The sequence below is a fragment of the Desulfovibrio subterraneus genome (genome assembly GCF_013340285.1).
GTDB lineage: Bacteria > Desulfobacterota > Desulfovibrionia > Desulfovibrionales > Desulfovibrionaceae > Halodesulfovibrio > Halodesulfovibrio subterraneus.
The window spans coordinates 88235-106656 of record NZ_BLVO01000004.1 but is presented as its reverse complement, the minus strand read 5'-3'; the positions used below and the strand labels follow the sequence as shown (position 1 = coordinate 106656).

General features: G+C 58.3%; 14 protein-coding genes. 5 read left to right on the top strand and 9 right to left on the bottom strand.

The window, feature by feature from the left end; all coding sequences use genetic code 11:
• Window position 1 precedes the first annotated feature (1 nt).
• The 4 genes from fdnG to HUV30_RS00930 form a co-directional block, all read right to left on the bottom strand.
• Entirely contained in the window at window positions 2–3034 is a 3033-nt protein-coding gene (fdnG, locus tag HUV30_RS00945) for a formate dehydrogenase-N subunit alpha (protein ID WP_174403526.1), read from the bottom strand.
• 25 nt (window positions 3035–3059) lie between these two features.
• On the bottom strand, window positions 3060–3278 hold the full coding sequence (locus HUV30_RS00940) for a hypothetical protein (protein ID WP_174403525.1): 219 nt from the start codon (window positions 3276–3278) through the stop codon (window positions 3060–3062).
• A 189-nt stretch (window positions 3279–3467) separates the two neighbouring features.
• Window positions 3468–4337, bottom strand: a complete 870-nt coding sequence (locus HUV30_RS00935; protein ID WP_174403524.1) for a transposase — start codon at window positions 4335–4337, stop codon at window positions 3468–3470.
• A 39-nt stretch (window positions 4338–4376) separates the two neighbouring features.
• Entirely contained in the window at window positions 4377–4985 is a 609-nt protein-coding gene (locus HUV30_RS00930; RefSeq protein WP_174403523.1) for a TlpA family protein disulfide reductase, read from the bottom strand.
• A 190-nt stretch (window positions 4986–5175) separates the two neighbouring features.
• On the opposite strand from HUV30_RS00930, the gene HUV30_RS00925 reads away from it, so the two are divergent.
• From HUV30_RS00925 to HUV30_RS00915, 3 genes are read left to right on the top strand one after another with little or no spacing between them, the layout of a single operon-like run.
• Window positions 5176–6579, top strand: coding sequence for an ABC transporter substrate-binding protein (locus HUV30_RS00925; protein WP_174403522.1), 1404 nt, complete (start codon window positions 5176–5178; stop codon window positions 6577–6579).
• A complete protein-coding gene (locus tag HUV30_RS00920) occupies window positions 6576–8573 on the top strand; it encodes an ATP-binding protein (protein ID WP_174403521.1) in 1998 nt (665 codons plus the stop codon). The genes HUV30_RS00925 and HUV30_RS00920 overlap by 4 nt, the downstream gene beginning before the upstream one ends.
• A 29-nt stretch (window positions 8574–8602) precedes the next feature.
• Window positions 8603–9304, top strand: coding sequence for a response regulator (locus tag HUV30_RS00915; RefSeq protein WP_174403520.1), 702 nt, complete (start codon window positions 8603–8605; stop codon window positions 9302–9304).
• Here the strand turns inward: HUV30_RS00915 and HUV30_RS00910 are convergent.
• From HUV30_RS00910 to ahbC, 5 genes are all read right to left on the bottom strand, one after another.
• Window positions 9301–11211: a sensor domain-containing protein gene (locus tag HUV30_RS00910; RefSeq protein WP_174403519.1), complete on the bottom strand. Its 1911-nt coding sequence runs from the start codon at window positions 11209–11211 to the stop codon at window positions 9301–9303. The genes HUV30_RS00915 and HUV30_RS00910 overlap by 4 nt on opposite strands.
• 182 nt (window positions 11212–11393) lie before the next feature.
• Entirely contained in the window at window positions 11394–11867 is a 474-nt protein-coding gene (ahbA, locus tag HUV30_RS00905; protein WP_174403518.1) for a siroheme decarboxylase subunit alpha, read from the bottom strand.
• 101 nt (window positions 11868–11968) lie between these two features.
• On the bottom strand, window positions 11969–13222 hold the full coding sequence (ahbD, locus tag HUV30_RS00900) for a heme b synthase (RefSeq protein ID WP_174403517.1): 1254 nt from the start codon (window positions 13220–13222) through the stop codon (window positions 11969–11971).
• 1 nt (window position 13223) lies between these two features.
• A complete protein-coding gene (gene hemB, locus HUV30_RS00895) occupies window positions 13224–14216 on the bottom strand; it encodes a porphobilinogen synthase (RefSeq protein WP_174403516.1) in 993 nt (330 codons plus the stop codon).
• Between the two features lie 170 nt (window positions 14217–14386).
• Window positions 14387–15571 (bottom strand): 12,18-didecarboxysiroheme deacetylase, encoded by a 1185-nt coding sequence (gene ahbC / locus HUV30_RS00890; protein WP_174403515.1) that lies wholly within the window; start codon window positions 15569–15571, stop codon window positions 14387–14389.
• A gap of 373 nt (window positions 15572–15944) precedes the next feature.
• On the opposite strand from ahbC, the gene HUV30_RS00885 reads away from it, so the two are divergent.
• Window positions 15945–17048: a glycosyltransferase family 4 protein gene (locus HUV30_RS00885; protein ID WP_174403514.1), complete on the top strand. Its 1104-nt coding sequence runs from the start codon at window positions 15945–15947 to the stop codon at window positions 17046–17048.
• A complete protein-coding gene (locus HUV30_RS00880) occupies window positions 17045–18379 on the top strand; it encodes a glycosyltransferase family protein (protein WP_174403513.1) in 1335 nt (444 codons plus the stop codon). Before HUV30_RS00885 ends, HUV30_RS00880 begins: the two co-directional genes overlap by 4 nt.
• Window positions 18380–18422: the final 43 nt, after the last annotated feature.

Sequence of the window (18422 nt, the reverse complement as noted above, 5' to 3'; positions counted from 1 at the left end):
GTTACGCTCCCTCTATCTTCATGACATTCACCATGAAGGCCTTTGTTTCCGGAATACCGGTATTCGGGTCGCCCACGGAAGGGGTCAGCAGGTTGGCCGAATCGCCGCCGTCCGCCGGGGTAAACCATCCATACTGCCATGGCAGGCCAACAAGGTGCACCGTTTTGCCCTGAATGGTGTAGGGCTGGATGCGCTTTGTCACCATGGCCACGGCGGTTACCTCGCCGCGCAGGCTGGAAACCTTGATGTGTTCGCCGTTGGCGATACCCTTTTCGCCGGCAAGTTCTTCACTGATTTCGCAGTACAGCTGGGGTTCCGCTTCGATGAGCCAGCCCACATGGCGGGTCATGATGCCGGTCTGCCAGTGTTCCGTCATGCGGTAGGTGGTGCCCACGTAGGGGAAGCGCGGGTCGGCCACGGCCTTTTCTTCGGAATGAATCTGGTAGGCCACGGGGTTGTTCAACTGGCCGGAGAAGGGATGCCGCTTTATGGGGCATTCCATGGGTTCGTAGTGTTCAGGCAGGGGGCCGTCCACACGTCCGGGGCCGAACAACTGGCCGTAACCGTGCTGCTGCATGATGAAGGGATGCTTGGTTCCCGGCTTCCAGCCGCCGTCCGGCACGTCGCCCACCCATTTTTCACCGTTCCATTGAATAACGGCACGGTCGGGATTCCACGGCTTGCCGTTGGCGTCTACCGAGGCACGGTTGTACAGAATGCGCCGGTTGAGCGGCCAGCACCACGACCAGTTGGGGTACAGGCCGATTTTTGCCTGTTCCGGCGTCTGGGATGAGTCTCTGCGGGCGGCCATGTTGCCTTCGTCCGTGTAGGAACCGCTGTACAGCCAGTTGCCGGAGCAGGTCGACCCGTCATCCGTGAGGAACGTGAAGTTGGGTACCTGCTGGCCGCGCTTGAACTGCTTGCCGTTTACTTCCGTATCCTTGAGGAAGTAGCCGTTGATCAGCTTGGCAACCATGTTCGCATCGTATTCGCCTTCGGCGTTCTTCCACGTGTCTGTGTTCAGAGCGGTAACAGGCATGGGGAAGGCGCCGCCTTCCGCGCGGTACAGCTCCTTAACCTTGTCCATGATCTCCAGCATGATCTGGCCGTCGGGCTTGGTGCCGGGGCGCGGCTCGGGGCCGACATAGCGCCACTGCATCCAGCGGCCGGAGTTGGTGACGGAACCTTCCTTTTCGATGGAGACGCAGCAGGGCAGCAAAAAGACTTCAGTCTTGATCTTGCCCGGTTCCATGCCGGGACCCTTCCAGAAGGAACCGGTTTCGTTATCGAAGATGTTGACGTTTACCATCCAGTCCAGCTTGGTCATGGCATCGCGGTTCTTTCCGGCGTTGGCACCGCCGCAGGCGGGGTTCTGACCCCATGCGAACAAGCCCTTGAATTCGCCCTTGAAAACCTTGTCCCACAGTCCCAGCCACATGTATTCGGTGAGCTTGGTGTCACCGTCGACCTTGGGCAGGTATTTGTAGGCATTTTCCAGCGAGGCACCGGGATACTGTGCCTTGAGCAGGCTGGCCAGATACTTGGGCCTGTTGGACCACCAGTTGGCGGACATGGGGTCTTTGCTTTCCGGCGTGTTGGCCTTGTTGTAGGCCTCTATGGTTTCCCACTTGGACGAGGGAATGGGCAGGTAGCCGGGGATGATATGCGCCAGCAGACAGTGGTCCGTGGAACCCTGTACGTTGGATTCGCCCCGCAGCGCATTCACGCCGCCGCCTGCAACGCCGATGTTGCCGAGCAGCATCTGGATCATGGACATGGCGCGGATGTTCTGCACGCCCACGGTATGCTGGGTCCAGCCCATGGCGTAGAGAATGGTGCCGGCCTTGTCCGGTTTTCCGGTGGCACAGAAGGTTTCGTATACTTTGAGAATTTCAGGAACAGGCGTACCCGTGGTGGCAGAAACTTTTTCCACGGTATAGCGCTTGTAGTGGTCGCGCATGAGGTTCAGCACGCAACGCGGGTCCTTGAGGGTGGGGTCGCGCAGGGGAACGCCGTTTTCATCTTTTTTGAAAGCCCATTTGGACTTGTCATAGGTTTCGGTTTTTCTGTCGAGGCCCGAGAAAACACCGTTGCTGAAGGAATAACCGGAATCTACGATAAAGGCGGCGTTGGTGTAGTTGACCACGTATTCCTTGAAATACAGTTCCTTATCCAGAATGTACTTCATCATGCCGCCGAGGAAGGCGATGTCCGTTCCCGAGCGGAGCTTGGTGTAGATGTCCGCCTTGGCGGAGGTGCGGGTATAGCGGGGATCCACATGGATGAGCGGTGCGCCCTTCTTCATGGCGGCCGTGACCCACTTGAAGGAGATGGGATGACATTCCGCAGCGTTGCCACCCATGATGAGCACGCAGTCGCTGTTGCCTATGTCGTTCCAGTGGTTGGTCATGGCACCGCGTCCGTAGCTCTCTGCCAGCGCACCTACGGTGGAGCTGTGGCAGATGCGTGCCTGATGTTCGATGTAGACAAGCCCAAAAGCACGCATTACCGCCTGCAGGGTCCAGCATTCTTCGTTATCCAGTGCAGCGGAACCGAGATGGGCCATGCTTTCGGTGCGGTTGACAAGGCGGCCTTTGCCGTCCCGTTCCATGAAGCTGTCGTCGCGTGCTTTCTTGATGCGTTTTGCGATTTCCGTAATGGACCAGTCCCATGAAACAGACTTCCATTCATCGGAGAAGGGAGCGCGGTAGAGGGGCCCGTTGAGGCGGCGGTCGTTTTCGGCGACCTGCCAGATGGATGAGCCCTTGGAGCAGAGTGCGCCGCCGTTGACGGGGTGGTCCGGATCACCTTCAACATTGATGGCCCGGCCTTGTCCGTCTTTGGCTGTGGAGACGATGAGCCCGCAGCCTACGGCGCAATAACAGCAAACTGAAGTGGTGCGTTTGGCCCAGTGAAGCTTGAGCAGTTGTGCATGCGCTTCAGTGGGTGACAGGCTTGTTCCCAGACCGCCGAAGACCGCAGCCGTGGCGGCGCCTGCCGAAATTTTGAGGAAACTTCTGCGTGAGACAGGCATTGTGCCTCCTTCCGTTAGGTTAGGGTTATCGTCCTCTTATCTCGCGTCCCAACGCCACAAGCAGGCCAAAGCCGTAGAGCGCTGGAGTATCCAGTGGGACCGGTGCAGCCGAATCCGTTACGCGGTACGCAGGCACAAGGCGCACCTGCTCTGCATGGCGGCAGACAGGCGAAAGGTCGTGGCCAAGGCCGGAGAAGGGTAGCGCGCAGGACGGCTGCAATAATGAAGCAGGGGCTTGGGTCATTGTGTTCTCTTTGTCTCCCTCTGCACGGTTTAAGTGCCGGTATGGCGTGGTGCCATGCCGGAGAACAGCAAGACGGTTCTATTTTCCGTTATAGATGAGATGCAGAGAAACGGAAAGGGGGGAGGGAACTATTTATAAAAGATTGGCAGCCGGCATGGTGCGGCTATAGTTGGCGGAGAGGGATGGGTTCTAAAATTCGGGAACAATGTCACACAGATATCGTGCGAGCATCTCGAACTGGTCCGCACCGGCATTGTTGAAACGGAATTCCAGTTCTTTCAGGTAGAGCGGGAAGCGCTGGGGAGTCACACCCCTGAAGAGCTTGAGCCGCTGGCCTGCGAAGGCCCAGAACGACCCTTCTTCAAGATGCACGGCAGCTTCGTATTTTCTGATGTATTCGTAAGGCAGGGAATCGTCGCCGCAGAAGACAAGGGCGTCATAGTGGCGGTAGCGGTTCGTGTAGACGATGTTTCCTGCCCTGTGCATGGCAAGGTGGAAACTGTGGTTGAAATGGAAGACTGTTTCGGCGGCAATGCCGGAGACAATATCTATGAATACCCAGCCGTTGCGCTCCATGATGCCGAAAACGGGAATGGGGGGGCGGCGGCTGTCCTTGGGGTCGCCCGTGAGCTTTCTGTTTTTCAGATACACGCCGAGGCCGGTTTCCGGGCCGAACATCTGGGCGGCATCCACCGCGTGGGCCATGATGGCGAAACGGATGGTGGTTACGGCCTTGTAGGCTGCGTTGTACGAAAGTTCCAGCTCGGTGGCCAGTTCGTGCACTGTGTGTTCACGAATGAAAAGATCCAGTATTTTCAGCCATGAAAGGGGGGAAAGGTTGCCGTTGTTTATCCAGCGGCCGCTGAAGTCCTGAAAGGTGTATTTGCATTCAGCACAGCGGTAGCGGCCGCCGGAAAGCGTGTAGAGTTTTTTTTCCCCGCAGCGGGGGCAGAAGCGGTCATGCGAGGGCCAGCAATGGGAAAGCATGTACTCCCGCGCGTCCGATTCGGTGCGCACTTCGTTGAATATGGGAGAGCTGCTGGCGGAGTGTTGAATCATTCTGGCTGTGTATCGCGTAGTCCCCCATGGCGCAAGGGGCTAATCTTCCGAGGCTTCGGTCAGTTTGAGAACTTCCGAGTACAGGGCCTTGGCCTTGCCTCGTATGGCTCCGATGTGGGTGGCCAGAAGATGCGGGCCGTCTGTGGTGTTGCGGACAATGTAGAATGTGGGAACAGGGGGCGACTGCATCAGGCCGTGCAGGGCGAGCGACGGGTCCGGAAACAGCGCATAGGGCAGGGAATGCTTGTCGCGGAACCGCTTTGTCAGCGTTATATCATCGCCAGCGGCTATGCCGATGATGCGTACCGTGCCGTCGGTGCCGCCGGGGCCTATGAGTTCGGAAAGTTCGCGCAGATCCGGGCCTTCTGCCTGACAGGGGGCGCAAAACCAGCTGTATACATTTATGATGATGAACTCTTCCTGCAATTCGCCTATCTGCACCGCCTGAAGGGGCAACCCGAACTGGTCTGCATTGGGTACCGCAGGCAGCAGCAGGTTGGGAAAGGGGGTAACGCCCGCTACGTCGGCGGGTGCATCACCGTTTTCGGTCTGTGCTGTATCCTGCGCTGCAAGGGCGGGGCGCAGAGACGCGCCAACCGGCAGCAGGACGAACAGGAGCAGAAGGGAATAGAGGAATATTCGGTTCATTATGCCTCACAGGGTATGTTGTGTGCCGTATCGTAGGCGTTAGCGCCGGATATGGCAATTGTCTTGTTTACGTAAACTGAGGTGTTACGGTTTCTTGCCATACAATACCCGACCATGTAGGAGTAGTTTCAAACCGGAGGGTGGTGCCGTGATTTTTGTTCCGTTATGCTTGCCGAATTTCCTGCGACGCATGATTTTGTCACTGGTGTGCTGTCTTGTGCTGGCCGCCGGTGGCTGCACCGGCGGAGACACCCGCGATTATGACGAATATGCCCGGCAGGGGGTTACGGCATCGGAAATTCGTCTCGGTTCATCACTGCCTCTTACCGGCCATGCAAGCTATCTGGGCGAGCAGACCCTGCGGGGAGCCCTGAGCTACATCAAATATGTCAACGAAAGCGGCGGGGTGCACGGCAGAAAGATTGTGCTCGATGCCCGCGATGACGGCTACGATCCACCCCGTTGCCTTGCAAACACCCAGCAACTGATGATTCACGGCAACGTGTTTGCCCTGTTCGGCTATGTGGGTACTCCCACGACCATGCGTATTCTGCCGTTGGTGGAAGAGGCCCGCATCCCCCTGCTGGGCATGTTCACGGGAGCCAACGGCCTGCGCATCCCTTTCAACAGATATGTCATCAATGTCCGCGCATCCTATTATCAGGAAACGGGCGCTGCGGTGCGCCACCTTGTGCAGGACCTCGGACTAAAGCGTATCGCCGTGTTCTATCAGTATGATGCGTACGGCTTTGACGGGCTTACCGGCGCTGAACTCGTGCTCCGTGAACTGGGACTGGCACCGGTGGCGCGTGGTTCGTACATACGGGGTACCAACGATGTTACCGACGGCCTGAAGCGCATTCTGGAAGAAAGGCCCGAGGCCGTGGTGATGGTGGGCACCTATGAACCCTGTGCCGAGTTCATCCGCAGAGCCGATGCCGCTGGACTGAAGGCCGTATACTACAATCTTTCGTTCGTGGGCGGTGAAGAGCTTGCGCGCCGCCTGCCGCATGATCTCAAGAGCCCTGTCGTGCTGTCGCTGGTGGTGCCGCCTCCCACCGCGCCGGAAGCCCCGCGCATCATGCAGGTTGCCAGCGATTACGTGACGCACCTGAAGCGCTTTTTTCCGGACGAAACCCCCAATGCCGTGGGGTTGGAGGGCTACATAAATGCCCTAGTACTGGTGGAAGGGCTGCGCCGCGCAGGACCGGATATCACGCGCGAGACATTCATTGATGCCATTGATTCGCTTTCGTCCTTCTCGCTGGGCGGAACGAACGTTTCGTTCAGCCCCCGGAATCATCAGGGCATGGAATCTGTGTTTTTCTCCGTACTGCGCGGTGGCCGGTTCGAGCTGGTGAACGACTTCCGCACCGTGCTGGCTGGCGGGCTGAAGGACGGAGACCCTGCAAATAGGAACGAAGGGGCTGCAAATAAGAACGAGAGTTCTGCAAATAAGAATGGGAAGCCCGTAAATGCATTGCTCCCGCCTGTCGTGCCACCCGGTACAACCTCCCCGGATATTGTCATTCCGGACGCTGTGCCGTCCGATGCGGCCCGGTCAAAAGAGGCAGGGCAGGGAGGCGCGCAATGATACTCAAGCCGCTCGCCAATCTGGACCTCAAGAACAAGTTCTTCACATCCATTCTGGCTGTGATCCTCATCATCAGTTGTGTCATTGCGCTGCTTGCCAGATGGATACTCGTTTCCGGCCTGACACAGGAGCTTGAACTGCGCGGAACGGCCGTGGCACAAAGCATTGCGGCCCGTGGCGGCTCCTTTCTGCTCGAAGATAATATTCCGGAACTGCTCAGTCTCATCTTTGACGAGAAGCAGTTGCGTGAACGTAAGCACCTTGTGGACTATATCTACGTTGAAAACGTGGATAACAGGGTGCTCTGCCACACGTTTACACGGCCATTCCCCGAAGAGTTGCCCGGCAGCAATCCGCTGCCGGAGAATATACAGAAGAGTGTGCGTCTGGTGGCTCTGCTGGGGCATGAGGCGTATGACATAGCCGTGCCAGTGAAAGAGGGCCTGTATCGCATAGGCACGGTGCATGTGGGGTTGTCCAAAGAACATATCGACAGCCTTGTGGGCAAGCTGCGCGTCATGTTTCTCGGCTTTATTTCCGCCATAATCATCATTACCTTCTATATTTCGCACAGGCTCGCGGGGTACATAACCAACCCCGTAGTGAGGCTCACACGCATATCGGACGACCTGTCGCGGGGCAGCTTTGATTCGGCGGGTATTCTCGATCTGCCGGACGACACTTGGAATATCTCCGACTGTCCCGCGTTCAGTGATACCGACATGCCCTGCTGGCATTTTGACGACCAGCGCAGGACAGACACACGTCCGCCGGACGACAAGGCGCTGCGCCGGTGCAAGGAATGCGTCTTCTACCGCAAGCGGGAAAGCGGCGACGAAGTGGAAAAGCTGACGGATTCATTCCGCAACATGGTGTGGTCCATACGGCTGTACCGCAGACGCCTCAGCGAGTCGGAAAATACTTATAGGTCATTGTTCAACAGCGGTCCGGACCCCATCTTCGTTGTGGACTGCACCACCCAGAATGTGCTGGATGCCAACCCGCGCGCTGAAGAGGTATATGGCTTCTCCCGCAAGGAACTGGTGGGCATGGACTTCACCAAGCTCGGCCCCGTGCAGACCCGCGAATGCCTGCTGCTCTTCGAAGGCGGCGGCGACGAGGCCGGTTGCGTGCGCACACCCCGCGTGGTGCATCACCGCAAGAACGGGGTACCCATGTTCGTGAACGTGAACGCCTGTCCCATCAGCTATCGCGGGCGCCCTGCCATAATTGTGGCGGCAACGGATGTTACCGAAATAGTGGAGAAGGATGCCCAGCTCATTCAGGCTTCCAAGATGAAGTCACTGGGCGAGATGTCGGCGGGGGTGGCGCATGAGCTGAATCAGCCGCTCAACGCCATACGCATGGGCAGCGATTTCCTTGCCATGTCGCTGGAGCAGGGGGTGACCATACATCCTGAACATTTCCGGCAGGTCGTGACGGAAATCAGCGCACAGGTGGATCGTGCTTCCGGCATTATCAACACTCTGCGCTCTTTCGGGCGCAAGGCCGACCTGTTTGATGAGGATGTGAACCTGAACCAGACCGTGCAGGCAGTCACCTCGCTTATCAGCCGTCAGTTCCTGCTGCATCAGGTTGATATTAAGGTTGATCTTGCGGCCGGGCTTCCTGTAATAACCGCACAGGACAACAGGCTGCAGCAGGTGCTCTTCAACCTCGTGACCAACGCGCGCGATGCCATAATCGAGCGTCGCAAAGGGGATGAAAAGACGGCCCGTGGCCTGATAGACATCCGCACCTTTGTGGACCGCGATCAGGTGTGCCTGTCGGTGAGCGATAACGGGACAGGCATACCGCAGCACGTGCTGGAAAAGGTGTTTGAACCTTTCTTTACCACCAAGGTCACAGGCGAGGGCATGGGGCTCGGGCTGGCCATATCCTATGGCATAGTGCGGGATTATATGGGCGATATAACCATCCGCAGCCGCGAGGGAGAAGGCACGACCTTTACCCTGCGGTTTCCGAAGGCGTGATCCCCTCCGGGGCAGAAAAGGAATGAGCGATGCGTATTCTGGTTATTGATGATGAAATGCCGACTCTGAAGATGTTCGTGCTCATTCTGAATGCCATGGGCCACGAAGTGCTTACCGCCGAATCCGGCGAACAGGGTCTGGAAGTGCTGCGCGCCGAGCAGCCGCCGCTGGTGCTGACGGACATCAAGATGCCCGGTATGGACGGCATAGAGGTGCTGCAGAAGATCAAGGAAGAGAATCAGGCGACCGAGGTCATTGTCATTACCGGACATGGCGACATGGACCTTGCCATAAAGGCATTGAATCTGGACGCCACGGACTTCATCAACAAGCCCGTGAGGCGTGAGGCTCTGCAGGGGGCGCTTGCCCGTGCCGAGGAGCGTATACAGCTCGTGCAGGACAAGGCCGCGGCGCTTTCCATCTTTCTGCGTGAAGATGCGGCAGTCATTACCGTGCGGGGTACCCTTTCCACCTCTTCTGAATCAGCGCTCAAGGATGCGTTCAGGCACGCTGCCCGTTCCCGCAGCAACATTGTTCTGGATTTTGCGGAAAACACCTCCATCAACGGGGCAGCTATATCCGTGCTGGCAGAATGCGTGCGCAATGCCCGGGCTGACGGGTTGCGTATTGCCATGAGCGGGCTTTCCGCCAACTTCCGGCAGGTGTTTGACGTGATGGGCATCACCCGCCAGATCACGGCCTTTGCGTCTCTGGACGATGTGCGGTTCTAGGACTCGATCCGGCAGCTATCGTTTGCCGGTGAGATGTGCAGGGCATTCTTGCCCGACTGCTTGATGCCGTACATGGCCTTGTCGGCGCAGCGCAGCAGTTCCCCCGGCGTGTTGCCGTGGTCGGGGAATATGCAGCCACCTATGCTTGCGCCGATGCGCAGCTCTCTGCCTTCCCATGTATAGGGCTTGTTCAGCTCCTCCAGCAGGGGGCGCCCCACACGGTACAGGTCTTCCACGCTTCTGATATCCCAGAGGATAATAACGAACTCGTCACCGCCCATGCGTGCCGCAAGGTCAGCCTCGCGCAGGCGGACCTTCAGGCGTGAGGATACTTCTCTCAGCAGCGTGTCGCCTGCCTCGTGCCCGTAGGTGTCGTTAATGGGCTTGAATTTATCGAGGTCTATGAACAGCACGCCCACATTTTTCTGGGAACGCTTGGCCTGCGCAAGCATGTGTTCAAGACTTTGTTCCATGTGGGTGCGGTTGGCCAGCCCGGTCAGGGGGTCGGTGTTTGCGCGGACTGAGAGTTCCTGTACCGATCGTTTTTTCTCCGTTACATCCACCGCAATGCCCTCGATGGCTTCCAGAACGCCCATGTCGTTTCTCACAGCCCTGATGCTCAGGGAAATCCAGATATGCTCTCCGTCGCGTCTGCGTATTTCAATCTCGTAGCCTGAAAGATGGTCCGTCCTGATCAGATCCTTCAGCATCTGGTCACGCTTTTCCGGGTGCACCCAGTGCTCCAGCGCAAGGTTGCGGACGGAATCTATCATCTCCTCCGGAGAATTATATCCATACAGTTTGGCCATTGCAGGATTGACGGCAGTTATCCTGCCGTCAACGGTGGCCATGAATATGCCTTCCAGCGAATTGACGAGGATGTTGCGATAGCGCTCCTTGGCCTTGCGGAGCTCTTCTTCCATGCGCTTGCGGGCGGTAATATCGATAATGGCTCCCACAAGTCCGGCGACTTCCCCGTTACTGTCCAGCAGAACGTTTTCATAAACGAGCTGCGTGGTGGGAGGATTCGCCCTTGGATTGTGCTGTTCAAAACGCTGCGTGGCCTTGCCTTTCGCGTTCAGCAGGGCGCGGTCATATTCTTCCTGCAGCAGCACTGCGGAAAGGGGAAACAGCTCTCTTGAGTGTTTTCCTATGAGTTGATTTTTGGGTATGTCCACGGCGGAGGCAAATTCATCGTTGGCCAGTGTGAAAATGCCCGTGGTGTCGCGCACGGCTACAGGAATGGGAATAGCGTCGATAACGTTCTGCAGATAGTCCCGACTTTCGCCGATGCGCTGTTCGGCCAGCTTCAGCGAGGTGATGTCCTGAATGGTGCCTTCTATGTAATTTTCTTCACGGTTGAGCTTGGATGAGAAAATTGCGTGAAAGATCGAGCCATCCTTGCGGATGAAGGAGGCGGAAAAGTTCTGGACCAGTCCTTTGAGTTCAAGCTCCCTCAGCATCTCAGTCCGTTTATCCGGTGGATGGTAGACATCGCGGGGAAATGTCATGGCGAGCATTTCCTGCGCGGACTCGTATCCGAACATACGCGCACCGGTCTGGTTGATGGCGAGAAAACGGCTGCCGTCAATTGTTGAACGGAAAATGGCGACCAGGGCAAGGTCATACAGGTTTTTGTAGGCCTGTTTGGCTTCGTCCAGTTCGTGCATCGCTTCTGTACGGTTCTGGAGCATGGAGGTGAGATGGTCCATGCCCGCATGCATGGCCCTGAACCGCCGCGCAATGAGGAAAAAGCAAATGGTTATGGCAAGCACGAGAATGGCGATGAGCAGAATCCATTCCGAAGTTTGCAGGTGGGCATGGGGAACGGCAGCATCCGCAGCATCCGTTGCCTCTGGCGGAAGCTGCGCGGCGAATGCCATGGTGCTTGAGAAAAGAAGCGTCATTGTTTTCTCAATATGCGGAAGATGGTTATCAGCTGTTCCATTCATGCTCCGGTACCGGTCGGTTACCTGAATGCCATTATTTCCATACCACATCGGAAGGGCATGCAAATACCATTATTAGTTCATTGCCAAAAAAAAGGAACGCCGGAGCGTTCCTGAAAAGAGGCACAAGAAGGCCTGCATCAATCTTCCAGATTGAAATCCACCTTGATCTTGTAGAGCCTGGTGGCCGGAAGGTTGAGGATTTCGATGCCGGTTTTGCGCGTGATATCTGCGAGTGTTTCGCACACATCGTCCCAGCTGGGGCCGATAAAGGTGAACCAGATGTTGAATTCATGGTCGCGCAGGTAGTTGTGGGTAACGCCGGGCAGTGCGTTCACTTCTGCGACAAAGCTGTCCATCTTGTCCGCAGGCACTTTGGCCGCACACAGGGTGGAGCGCCAGCCGAGTCCCTTTGAATTGAAGTTGGCACCCATGCGGCGGATGAGCTTGCGTTCCTTCATGGAGCGCACACGGGCCAGCGTTTCGGCTTCCGTCAGTCCCACGGCGTCGCCGATGACCTGATAGGGGCGCGTTTCCACGGGGAATCCGGACTGGATGATGGTCAGTATCTTGCGGTCGACTGCGTCAAGGGACGCATCCATCTGCTGGGTCATGTATACCTCGCTGATGCAGTGCAGGGCGTATGGCCGCTGCCGTTTCGCATGAAGGCGGCCCCGTCGCCGGACGGGGCCGTAGTATGATGTCGTTGAAAAGCCTAGCCGCACTTGCGCGGGGTGTAGCTGCACAGCGGCTCTTCCGCCATGTGCGACCCCTTCATGGAATAGCCGCGTGCACGGCAGCCGCCGCATACGTTGTGGTATTCGCACACGCCGCACTTGCCTTCATATTCTTCCTTGGTGCGGAACTGGCGGAACTGCTTGGAGGTGCGCCATATTTCCGGGAAGGGAGTGGTGCGCACGTTGCCGCAGTCCAGTTCAAGATAGCCGCAGGGCTGCACCTGACCCACGTGGGAGATGAAGCAGAAGCCCGTGCCGCCGAGGCAGCCGCGGGTGAAGGCGTCCATGCCGAAGTTTTCCGGCGTTACCGGAATGCCTTCTTCCTTGGCGCGCTGGCGCATGATGCGGTAGTAGTGCGGCGCACAGGTGGCCTTGAGGTGCATGTCGGTGGTCTTGCGGAAGTCGTAGAACCAGTTGAGCACTTCTTCGTATTCTTCTGCGGTGATCACTTCCGCACCCATCTGGGCTGCGCGGCCGGTGGGCACCAGCAGGAAGATGTGCCATGCAACGGCACCAATCTTTTCGCACAGGGTGAAGATGTCCTTGAAGTAGGGCAGGTTCTGGCGGGTGACGGTGGTGTTGATCTGGAAATCGATGCCCGCGTCCTTCAGGTACTGGATGCCGCGCATGGAAGCATCAAAGGCACCGGGAACGCCGCGGAAGTCGTCGTGGAATTCGGCACCGGGACCGTCGATGGAGATGGAACAGCGCTGTACGCCGGATTCCTTCATCTTCTGCGCGGTTTCGGGCGTAATGAGCGTGCCGTTGGGCGACATGACGCAGCGCAGGCCCTTGTCTGTGGCGTATGCGATAAGTTCGTATACGTCCTTGCGCATCATGGGGTCGCCACCGGTGAAGATGATGATGGGGTTGCCCACGCTGGGGAAGGTATCGATAAGGGCCTTTGCTTCTTCGGTGGAAAGCTCGCCGGGATAGGGCTCTTCGTGTGCCTCGGCGCGGCAGTGCTTGCAGGCGAGGTTGCAGGAGCGGGTTACTTCCCATGCGATGAGCTTGCAGGCGGGGGTGCCGTCTTCAAGCGTGCTGGCTTTCATGCCGGAGAGGCCGCCTGCATGGGCTGCGCCGCCGGGATGGCCTTTCGGATGGCCACTGGGGTGTCCGCCCGGATGTCCGCCCGGATGGCCACCGGGATGACCTTCGGGACGCCCCTCGGGATGGCCCTGAGCCTTCTGTCCATGGCCGCAGGGGCAGCCGGAATGCTTGTGGTCTTGCATATTACTTCACCAGTCCCCGTGCGAGGAAGTCTTCGGTAAAATAGGAAATGATCAGATCAGCACCGGCGCGCTTGATGCCCAGCAGCGATTCCATGGCCACTGCATCGCCGTTGATCCAGCCGTTCTGCGCAGCTGCCATGATCATGGAGTATTCGCCGCTTACCTGATAGGCGGCCACGGGCAGGTCGAACTCGTCGCGCACCATGCGGATGATGTCGAGATACGGGCCGGCGGGCTTTACCATGAGGAAATCGGCTTCTTCCAGCACATCGGCAGTGGCCTCGCGCAGGGCCTCGCGGCTGTTGGCGGGGTCCATCTGATAGGACTTGCGGTCGCCGGACTGGGGGGCGGATTCCGCAGCTTCGCGGAAGGGACCGTAAAAGGCGGAGGCGTATTTCACCGCATAGGACATGACCGGAATGTTGTCGAAACCGGCTTCGTCCAGCGCTTCGCGGATGGCGAGCACGCGGCCGTCCATCATGTCGGACGGAGCAACAATGTCTGCTCCGGCTTTAGCGTGGGATACGGCGGTTCTGGCCAGCAGGGTGAGGGTGGCATCGTTTTCCACGGTGACTTCGCCGTTTTCCTTGCGCAGCAGGCCGCAATGGCCGTGGTCGGTGTATTCACACAGGCACACATCGGTTACTACCACCAGTTCGGGCCAGCGCTGCTTGCACAGGCGCACGGCCTTCTGCACGATGCCGTCATCTGCATAACCTTCGGAACCGACGCCGTCCTTGGTCTTGGGAATGCCGAAAAGAATGACGGAGCGCAGGCCGTTTTTAACGGCGGCCCCCACCTGCTTTTCAAATTCCTGCAGGGAAAGCTGATACTGCCCCGGCATGGAGCCTATGGGCTTGCGGAAGGAGGCGTCGTCGGTATCCACGACGAAGTAGGGCATGATGAGGTCCTGTGCGCGAACCTCGTTTTCTCTTACCAGTTCACGAAGAGCGGCCGTGCGGCGCAGGCGCCGTCCACGAAAGAAATCTGCCACCTGAAGCTCCTTGGAAAGTTTGCGGTCCGAAGAAGCGGCCGGTGCCGCTGGAACGGACTGGTTGCATCGGCGTTCTTGGCGCCGTCCATGCAATGGGATTGAGACAAATCCGGCGGGCAGGGAAGCGGATTCCTCTACCCGCCGGAGGCGTAGTATCTTTGGGTCGCGTGCTATTCGGGACGGATTTCGTCGTCCGTCAGGTAGCAGGCGGGGTCCTGTGCCCATTCGTCGCCGTAGTAGGCTTCGGCACGGGCGCGGAAGTTGCCGCCGCAGATGTTCAGGAAGCGGCAGGTGGCACAACGGCCGCCCACGTACTGCTTTTTGTCCTTCATCTTGGCGAGCAGTTCGATGTTGGGATCGTCCCAGATTTCAGAGAAGGGACGCTCAAGCACGTTTCCGAATACCTTCTGGCGCCAGAACTGGTCGGGATGGACGGAACCGTCCCAGCTGATGCAGCCGATGCCGCGACCGGAGCTGTTGCCTTCGTTGAACTGCAGCAGTTCAAATACTTCTTCGGCGCGCTTGGGATCTTCCTTCTTCATGCGCATCCATACGTAGGGGCCGTCGGCGTGGTTGTCCACGGTGAGCACTTCCTTGGGCATGCCCGCATCGTGCAGTGCACGGGTGCGGTCCATGATCAGGTCGAGCATTTCGCGGGTTTCCTGATGATCCAGGTCTTCCTTGATCAGTTCGGAACCGCGGCCGGAATAGACGAGATGGTAGAAACAGATGCGGGGAACTTCCAGCTCTTTCACCAGATCGAAAATCTTGGGTACTTCAGGAGCGTTGCGCTTGTTTATGGTGAAGCGCAGGCCAACCTTCAGGCCTTCGGCCTTACAGTTTTCAATGCCTTCCAGCGCCTTCTTGAAGGAGTTGGGCACGCCGCGGAACTTGTTGTGCACTTCTTCCATGCCGTCGAGAGAGATGCCGACGTAGGAAAGGCCCACTTCTTTCAGTTCTTTGGCCTTCTGCTTGGTGATGAGGGTGCCGTTGGTAGAGATAACCGCACGCATGCCCTGATCTGTGGCGTACTTGGCCAGTTCCACGAGGTCCTGACGCACCAGCGGTTCACCGCCGGAGAACAGCATGACCGGAGCGCCGTACTGGGCCAGATCGCGGATGATTTCCTTGCCCTTTTCGGTGCTGATGGCATCCTTGCCGTCGGGTTCGACAGCGTGGGCGTAACAGTGAACGCACTTGAGGTTGCAGCGCTGGGTCATGTTCCAGACCACCACAGGCTTCTTGTCTGCGGAGAACTGGAGCAGGTGGGAAGGAAGCTTTCCGGAATGGCGACCGTAACGCAGGGCGTCAGACGGTTCTACCTGACCACAGTAGAGTTTGGAAATACCAATCATCGTAACTCCTTATACATGCTGGATGGGGCCTCTGGCTCTTCTGCGGGCGAAATACATCCACATTTCGTCCTGTCAGCCGGTCCCCTTCCATAATCACGGGGTGCGAAAAATCTCCGTCACGGAATATAACGCCTGTCACGGCCTTGGCAAGTCCGTATCAGTATACGTTCCCGACGGGCATTCCCCTGTACCAGACTCCGGACGGCAGGGCAAAGCCTTTTCCATTCTCCATGCAGGTTGGTCGGGTGACCAGTGCTCTTTTGTGCACTCTGCTCCGCATTGTCCGCACGGTCTGTGACACATGTCAAAATACCATTGAAGAATGTGGTCGATTCGCTTTTCTTTCTCCGATGTTGGCGATACAATTTACCACATGACCGTCAATAAAATCAGAGTGCTGCACGTGGTGCAGGGGCTGGGTGCCGGAGGCACGGAAAAGGTGATGCAGCTTTTGGCCTGCCACACCGATCCTGTCCGGTTTTCAGTGGCTGTTCATTCACCGCAGGATGGCCCGCGGGCGGCTCTGCTGCGGCAGGCTGGCATTCCCACCCATGTTGGCGGCGATGCCGGGGCGGCGCTGGACCGCTTCAGGCCCCACATCATCCATGTTCATCGGGGCGGGTGGCCGGAGCCGGGCATGATGCGCCCTCTGCGCCTGTACCGGCAGACCATGCGCAGACAGGGGCAGGCCGCCGTGCTGGTGGAGACCAACGTTTTCGGCCGCAGGGATGATTCAGCAGGCGGCGCCGCGCTCGATGCCACGCTGTTTGTCTCGCATTTCTGTGCGCACCGGTATGAAGAGGTGGAGGGAATTGTCACTGCTCCGCCACGCTATCAGGTGCTCTACAATCCCGTGGATACGGATTTCTTTCAGCTCAATGCCCTTACGCCCGAGCAGCGGGATTATGCGCGTCCGGCCATTGGCCGCATCTCGCGCCCCGACCCCGGCAAATGGTCGCCTCTGGCTCTGGAGTTTCTGCCTCCTGCCGTGTTGGCCATGCCGGATATCCGCTACCGCATCATCGGCGGTATTGACGATGCGAGGCGGTTTGTTGCTGAGAAGGGGCTTGAGGCCAATGTGGAATTCTGCGGGCCGGTGCTGACCGATGGAGAGCTTGCTTCGTTTTTCGATTCCATCTCCCTGCTGGCGCATGCCAACGACACGGGTGAGAGCTTCGGGCTGGTGATTGCCGAGGCCATGGCCTGCGGGCTGCCCGTGGTGACGCATCCTGCCGCAGGGCTGAAGGACAATGCCCAGCTTGAACTGGTGGAACACGGCAGAACGGGTCTGGTTGCCCGCACCGCAGATGAATACGCCGCAGCCGTGCTGCATCTCTTGCGCAATCCGGCTGTGGCCCGCAACATGGGCATTGCCGGTCGTGAAAAGGCGCAGCGGCTGTATCGCGTGCAGGCCGTGGCAAAACAGCTGGAACATATTTATGACGACCTGCTGCAGCGTTGCGGAGGACATCTATGATGCCCGTTCCCCCGGCTCAGCCAGTTCAGCCTGTCCTGCATGATGTAGCGCGCCTTGTCCGTGATCAGTTGCACCGGTACTCCGCAGCCGTGCTGCCGTTCCGGCTGGATGGGGACCATGTGCCGCCGCTGGTGCATGCCGGTACAGACGAGGCCGCCCGCCATGTCGGTCAACTCAGTCAGGCGCTGAAGGCTGCCCAACGTGCAGGCAGAGAACACTTTCTGCTGCTCGGTGCGGGCGATGGTCGATTGTCCGATGCTCTTGTAACGGCCTTGCCGGAACAGGTGACACTTACCGTGCTGGAACCACATCCTGCGAGGGTGCGCTCGGCCATGGAAGCAGGCCGGATGCAGTGGTGGCGGGAATCCGGCAGACATCGTCTGGTAACGGATACCTCTTCGTGGGCATTATTATTGTTGCTTGTGCAGGCAGGCATGACGCCCGCAAACACGACCATGATGCTGCATCCGCAGCTGACAGGGAAAGAACGTGCATGGTGCCGCGACTGGCAGCGACTGTTTGCCGGGGTGAAGGAGACTGCAGGCTGGCAAGACAGTGAGCACGACAGTCAGCAAGGCAGTCAGCACGCTGGCCAGCGCAAAGAAGCCGGGCTGCGACCTGATGCCCCGCTTGCGCTGGGGCTCATAGCGCATCCTGATGAACCGAATCTGGCGGGATTTTTTGCGCAGATACCGGATTGGCTGCACGAGGTTGTGGTGGTGTGGGATGCCGCGGAAATGCATGCCGTTCCGCAGGCTGCCCGTGTTGCCCTGTCAGCGTGCGCGGTGCCTGTGCGTGAGTTTGCGCGGCCCCTCGGGGGTAACTTTGCGGCACAGCGTAATGCCGTGCTGGATGCCTGCTCCACGGAGTGGATTTTTTTTCTGGACGGAGATGAACGTCTTTCCGCCAAGGGGTGGAGTGCTCTGCCTGCGCTTATGCAGAGCGGGGTCGGGGGATTTGCCTTTCCCCGTTGGACACGGATGGGCAGCGAGGCGGAGTGCCGTGCCGGATTCGGGCTATGGCCCGATGTGCAGTTGCGGCTGTTCAGAAAGGGGAAGGAAACCCGTTTCGAGCGTAACGTGCACGAAGTGGTGCGCAATGTCTGCGGCTCGCTCGGGCTTGCCCTGACCATTCATATTGATCATTACAGCCATCTGTGGAAGGACATGGATATACTGGCGCAGAAACTGCGTGCCTTTGATGAAGCCGCAGGGCGTAATGCTATGCACAGGCTGAGCGAGGAGTATCCCGCGGTGCCGTGCGAGCTGTTCGGAGTTCTGGAAGGATTGTTCAAAGAGGACAGGTTCCTGCTGCTGCCCGTTGCAACGTGAGATATATGGGGTGCCCCGCGTCGCCCGAAAAAGGAGTTTTCGT

Coding starts and splice junctions, on each gene's coding strand:
- ahbD (WP_174403517.1), bottom strand. CDS start 13,222: ATGCAAGACCACAAGCATTCCGGCTGCCCCTGCGGCCATGGACAGAAG.
- HUV30_RS00925 (WP_174403522.1), top strand. CDS start 5,176: ATGATTTTGTCACTGGTGTGCTGTCTTGTGCTGGCCGCCGGTGGCTGC.
- HUV30_RS00885 (WP_174403514.1), top strand. CDS start 15,945: ATGACCGTCAATAAAATCAGAGTGCTGCACGTGGTGCAGGGGCTGGGT.
- HUV30_RS00915 (WP_174403520.1), top strand. CDS start 8,603: ATGCGTATTCTGGTTATTGATGATGAAATGCCGACTCTGAAGATGTTC.
- HUV30_RS00935 (WP_174403524.1), bottom strand. CDS start 4,337: ATGATTCAACACTCCGCCAGCAGCTCTCCCATATTCAACGAAGTGCGC.
- ahbC (WP_174403515.1), bottom strand. CDS start 15,571: ATGATTGGTATTTCCAAACTCTACTGTGGTCAGGTAGAACCGTCTGAC.
- fdnG (WP_174403526.1), bottom strand. CDS start 3,034: ATGCCTGTCTCACGCAGAAGTTTCCTCAAAATTTCGGCAGGCGCCGCC.
- HUV30_RS00910 (WP_174403519.1), bottom strand. CDS start 11,211: ATGACGCTTCTTTTCTCAAGCACCATGGCATTCGCCGCGCAGCTTCCG.
- HUV30_RS00940 (WP_174403525.1), bottom strand. CDS start 3,278: ATGACCCAAGCCCCTGCTTCATTATTGCAGCCGTCCTGCGCGCTACCC.
- HUV30_RS00920 (WP_174403521.1), top strand. CDS start 6,576: ATGATACTCAAGCCGCTCGCCAATCTGGACCTCAAGAACAAGTTCTTC.
- ahbA (WP_174403518.1), bottom strand. CDS start 11,867: ATGACCCAGCAGATGGATGCGTCCCTTGACGCAGTCGACCGCAAGATA.
- HUV30_RS00930 (WP_174403523.1), bottom strand. CDS start 4,985: ATGAACCGAATATTCCTCTATTCCCTTCTGCTCCTGTTCGTCCTGCTG.
- HUV30_RS00880 (WP_174403513.1), top strand. CDS start 17,045: ATGATGCCCGTTCCCCCGGCTCAGCCAGTTCAGCCTGTCCTGCATGAT.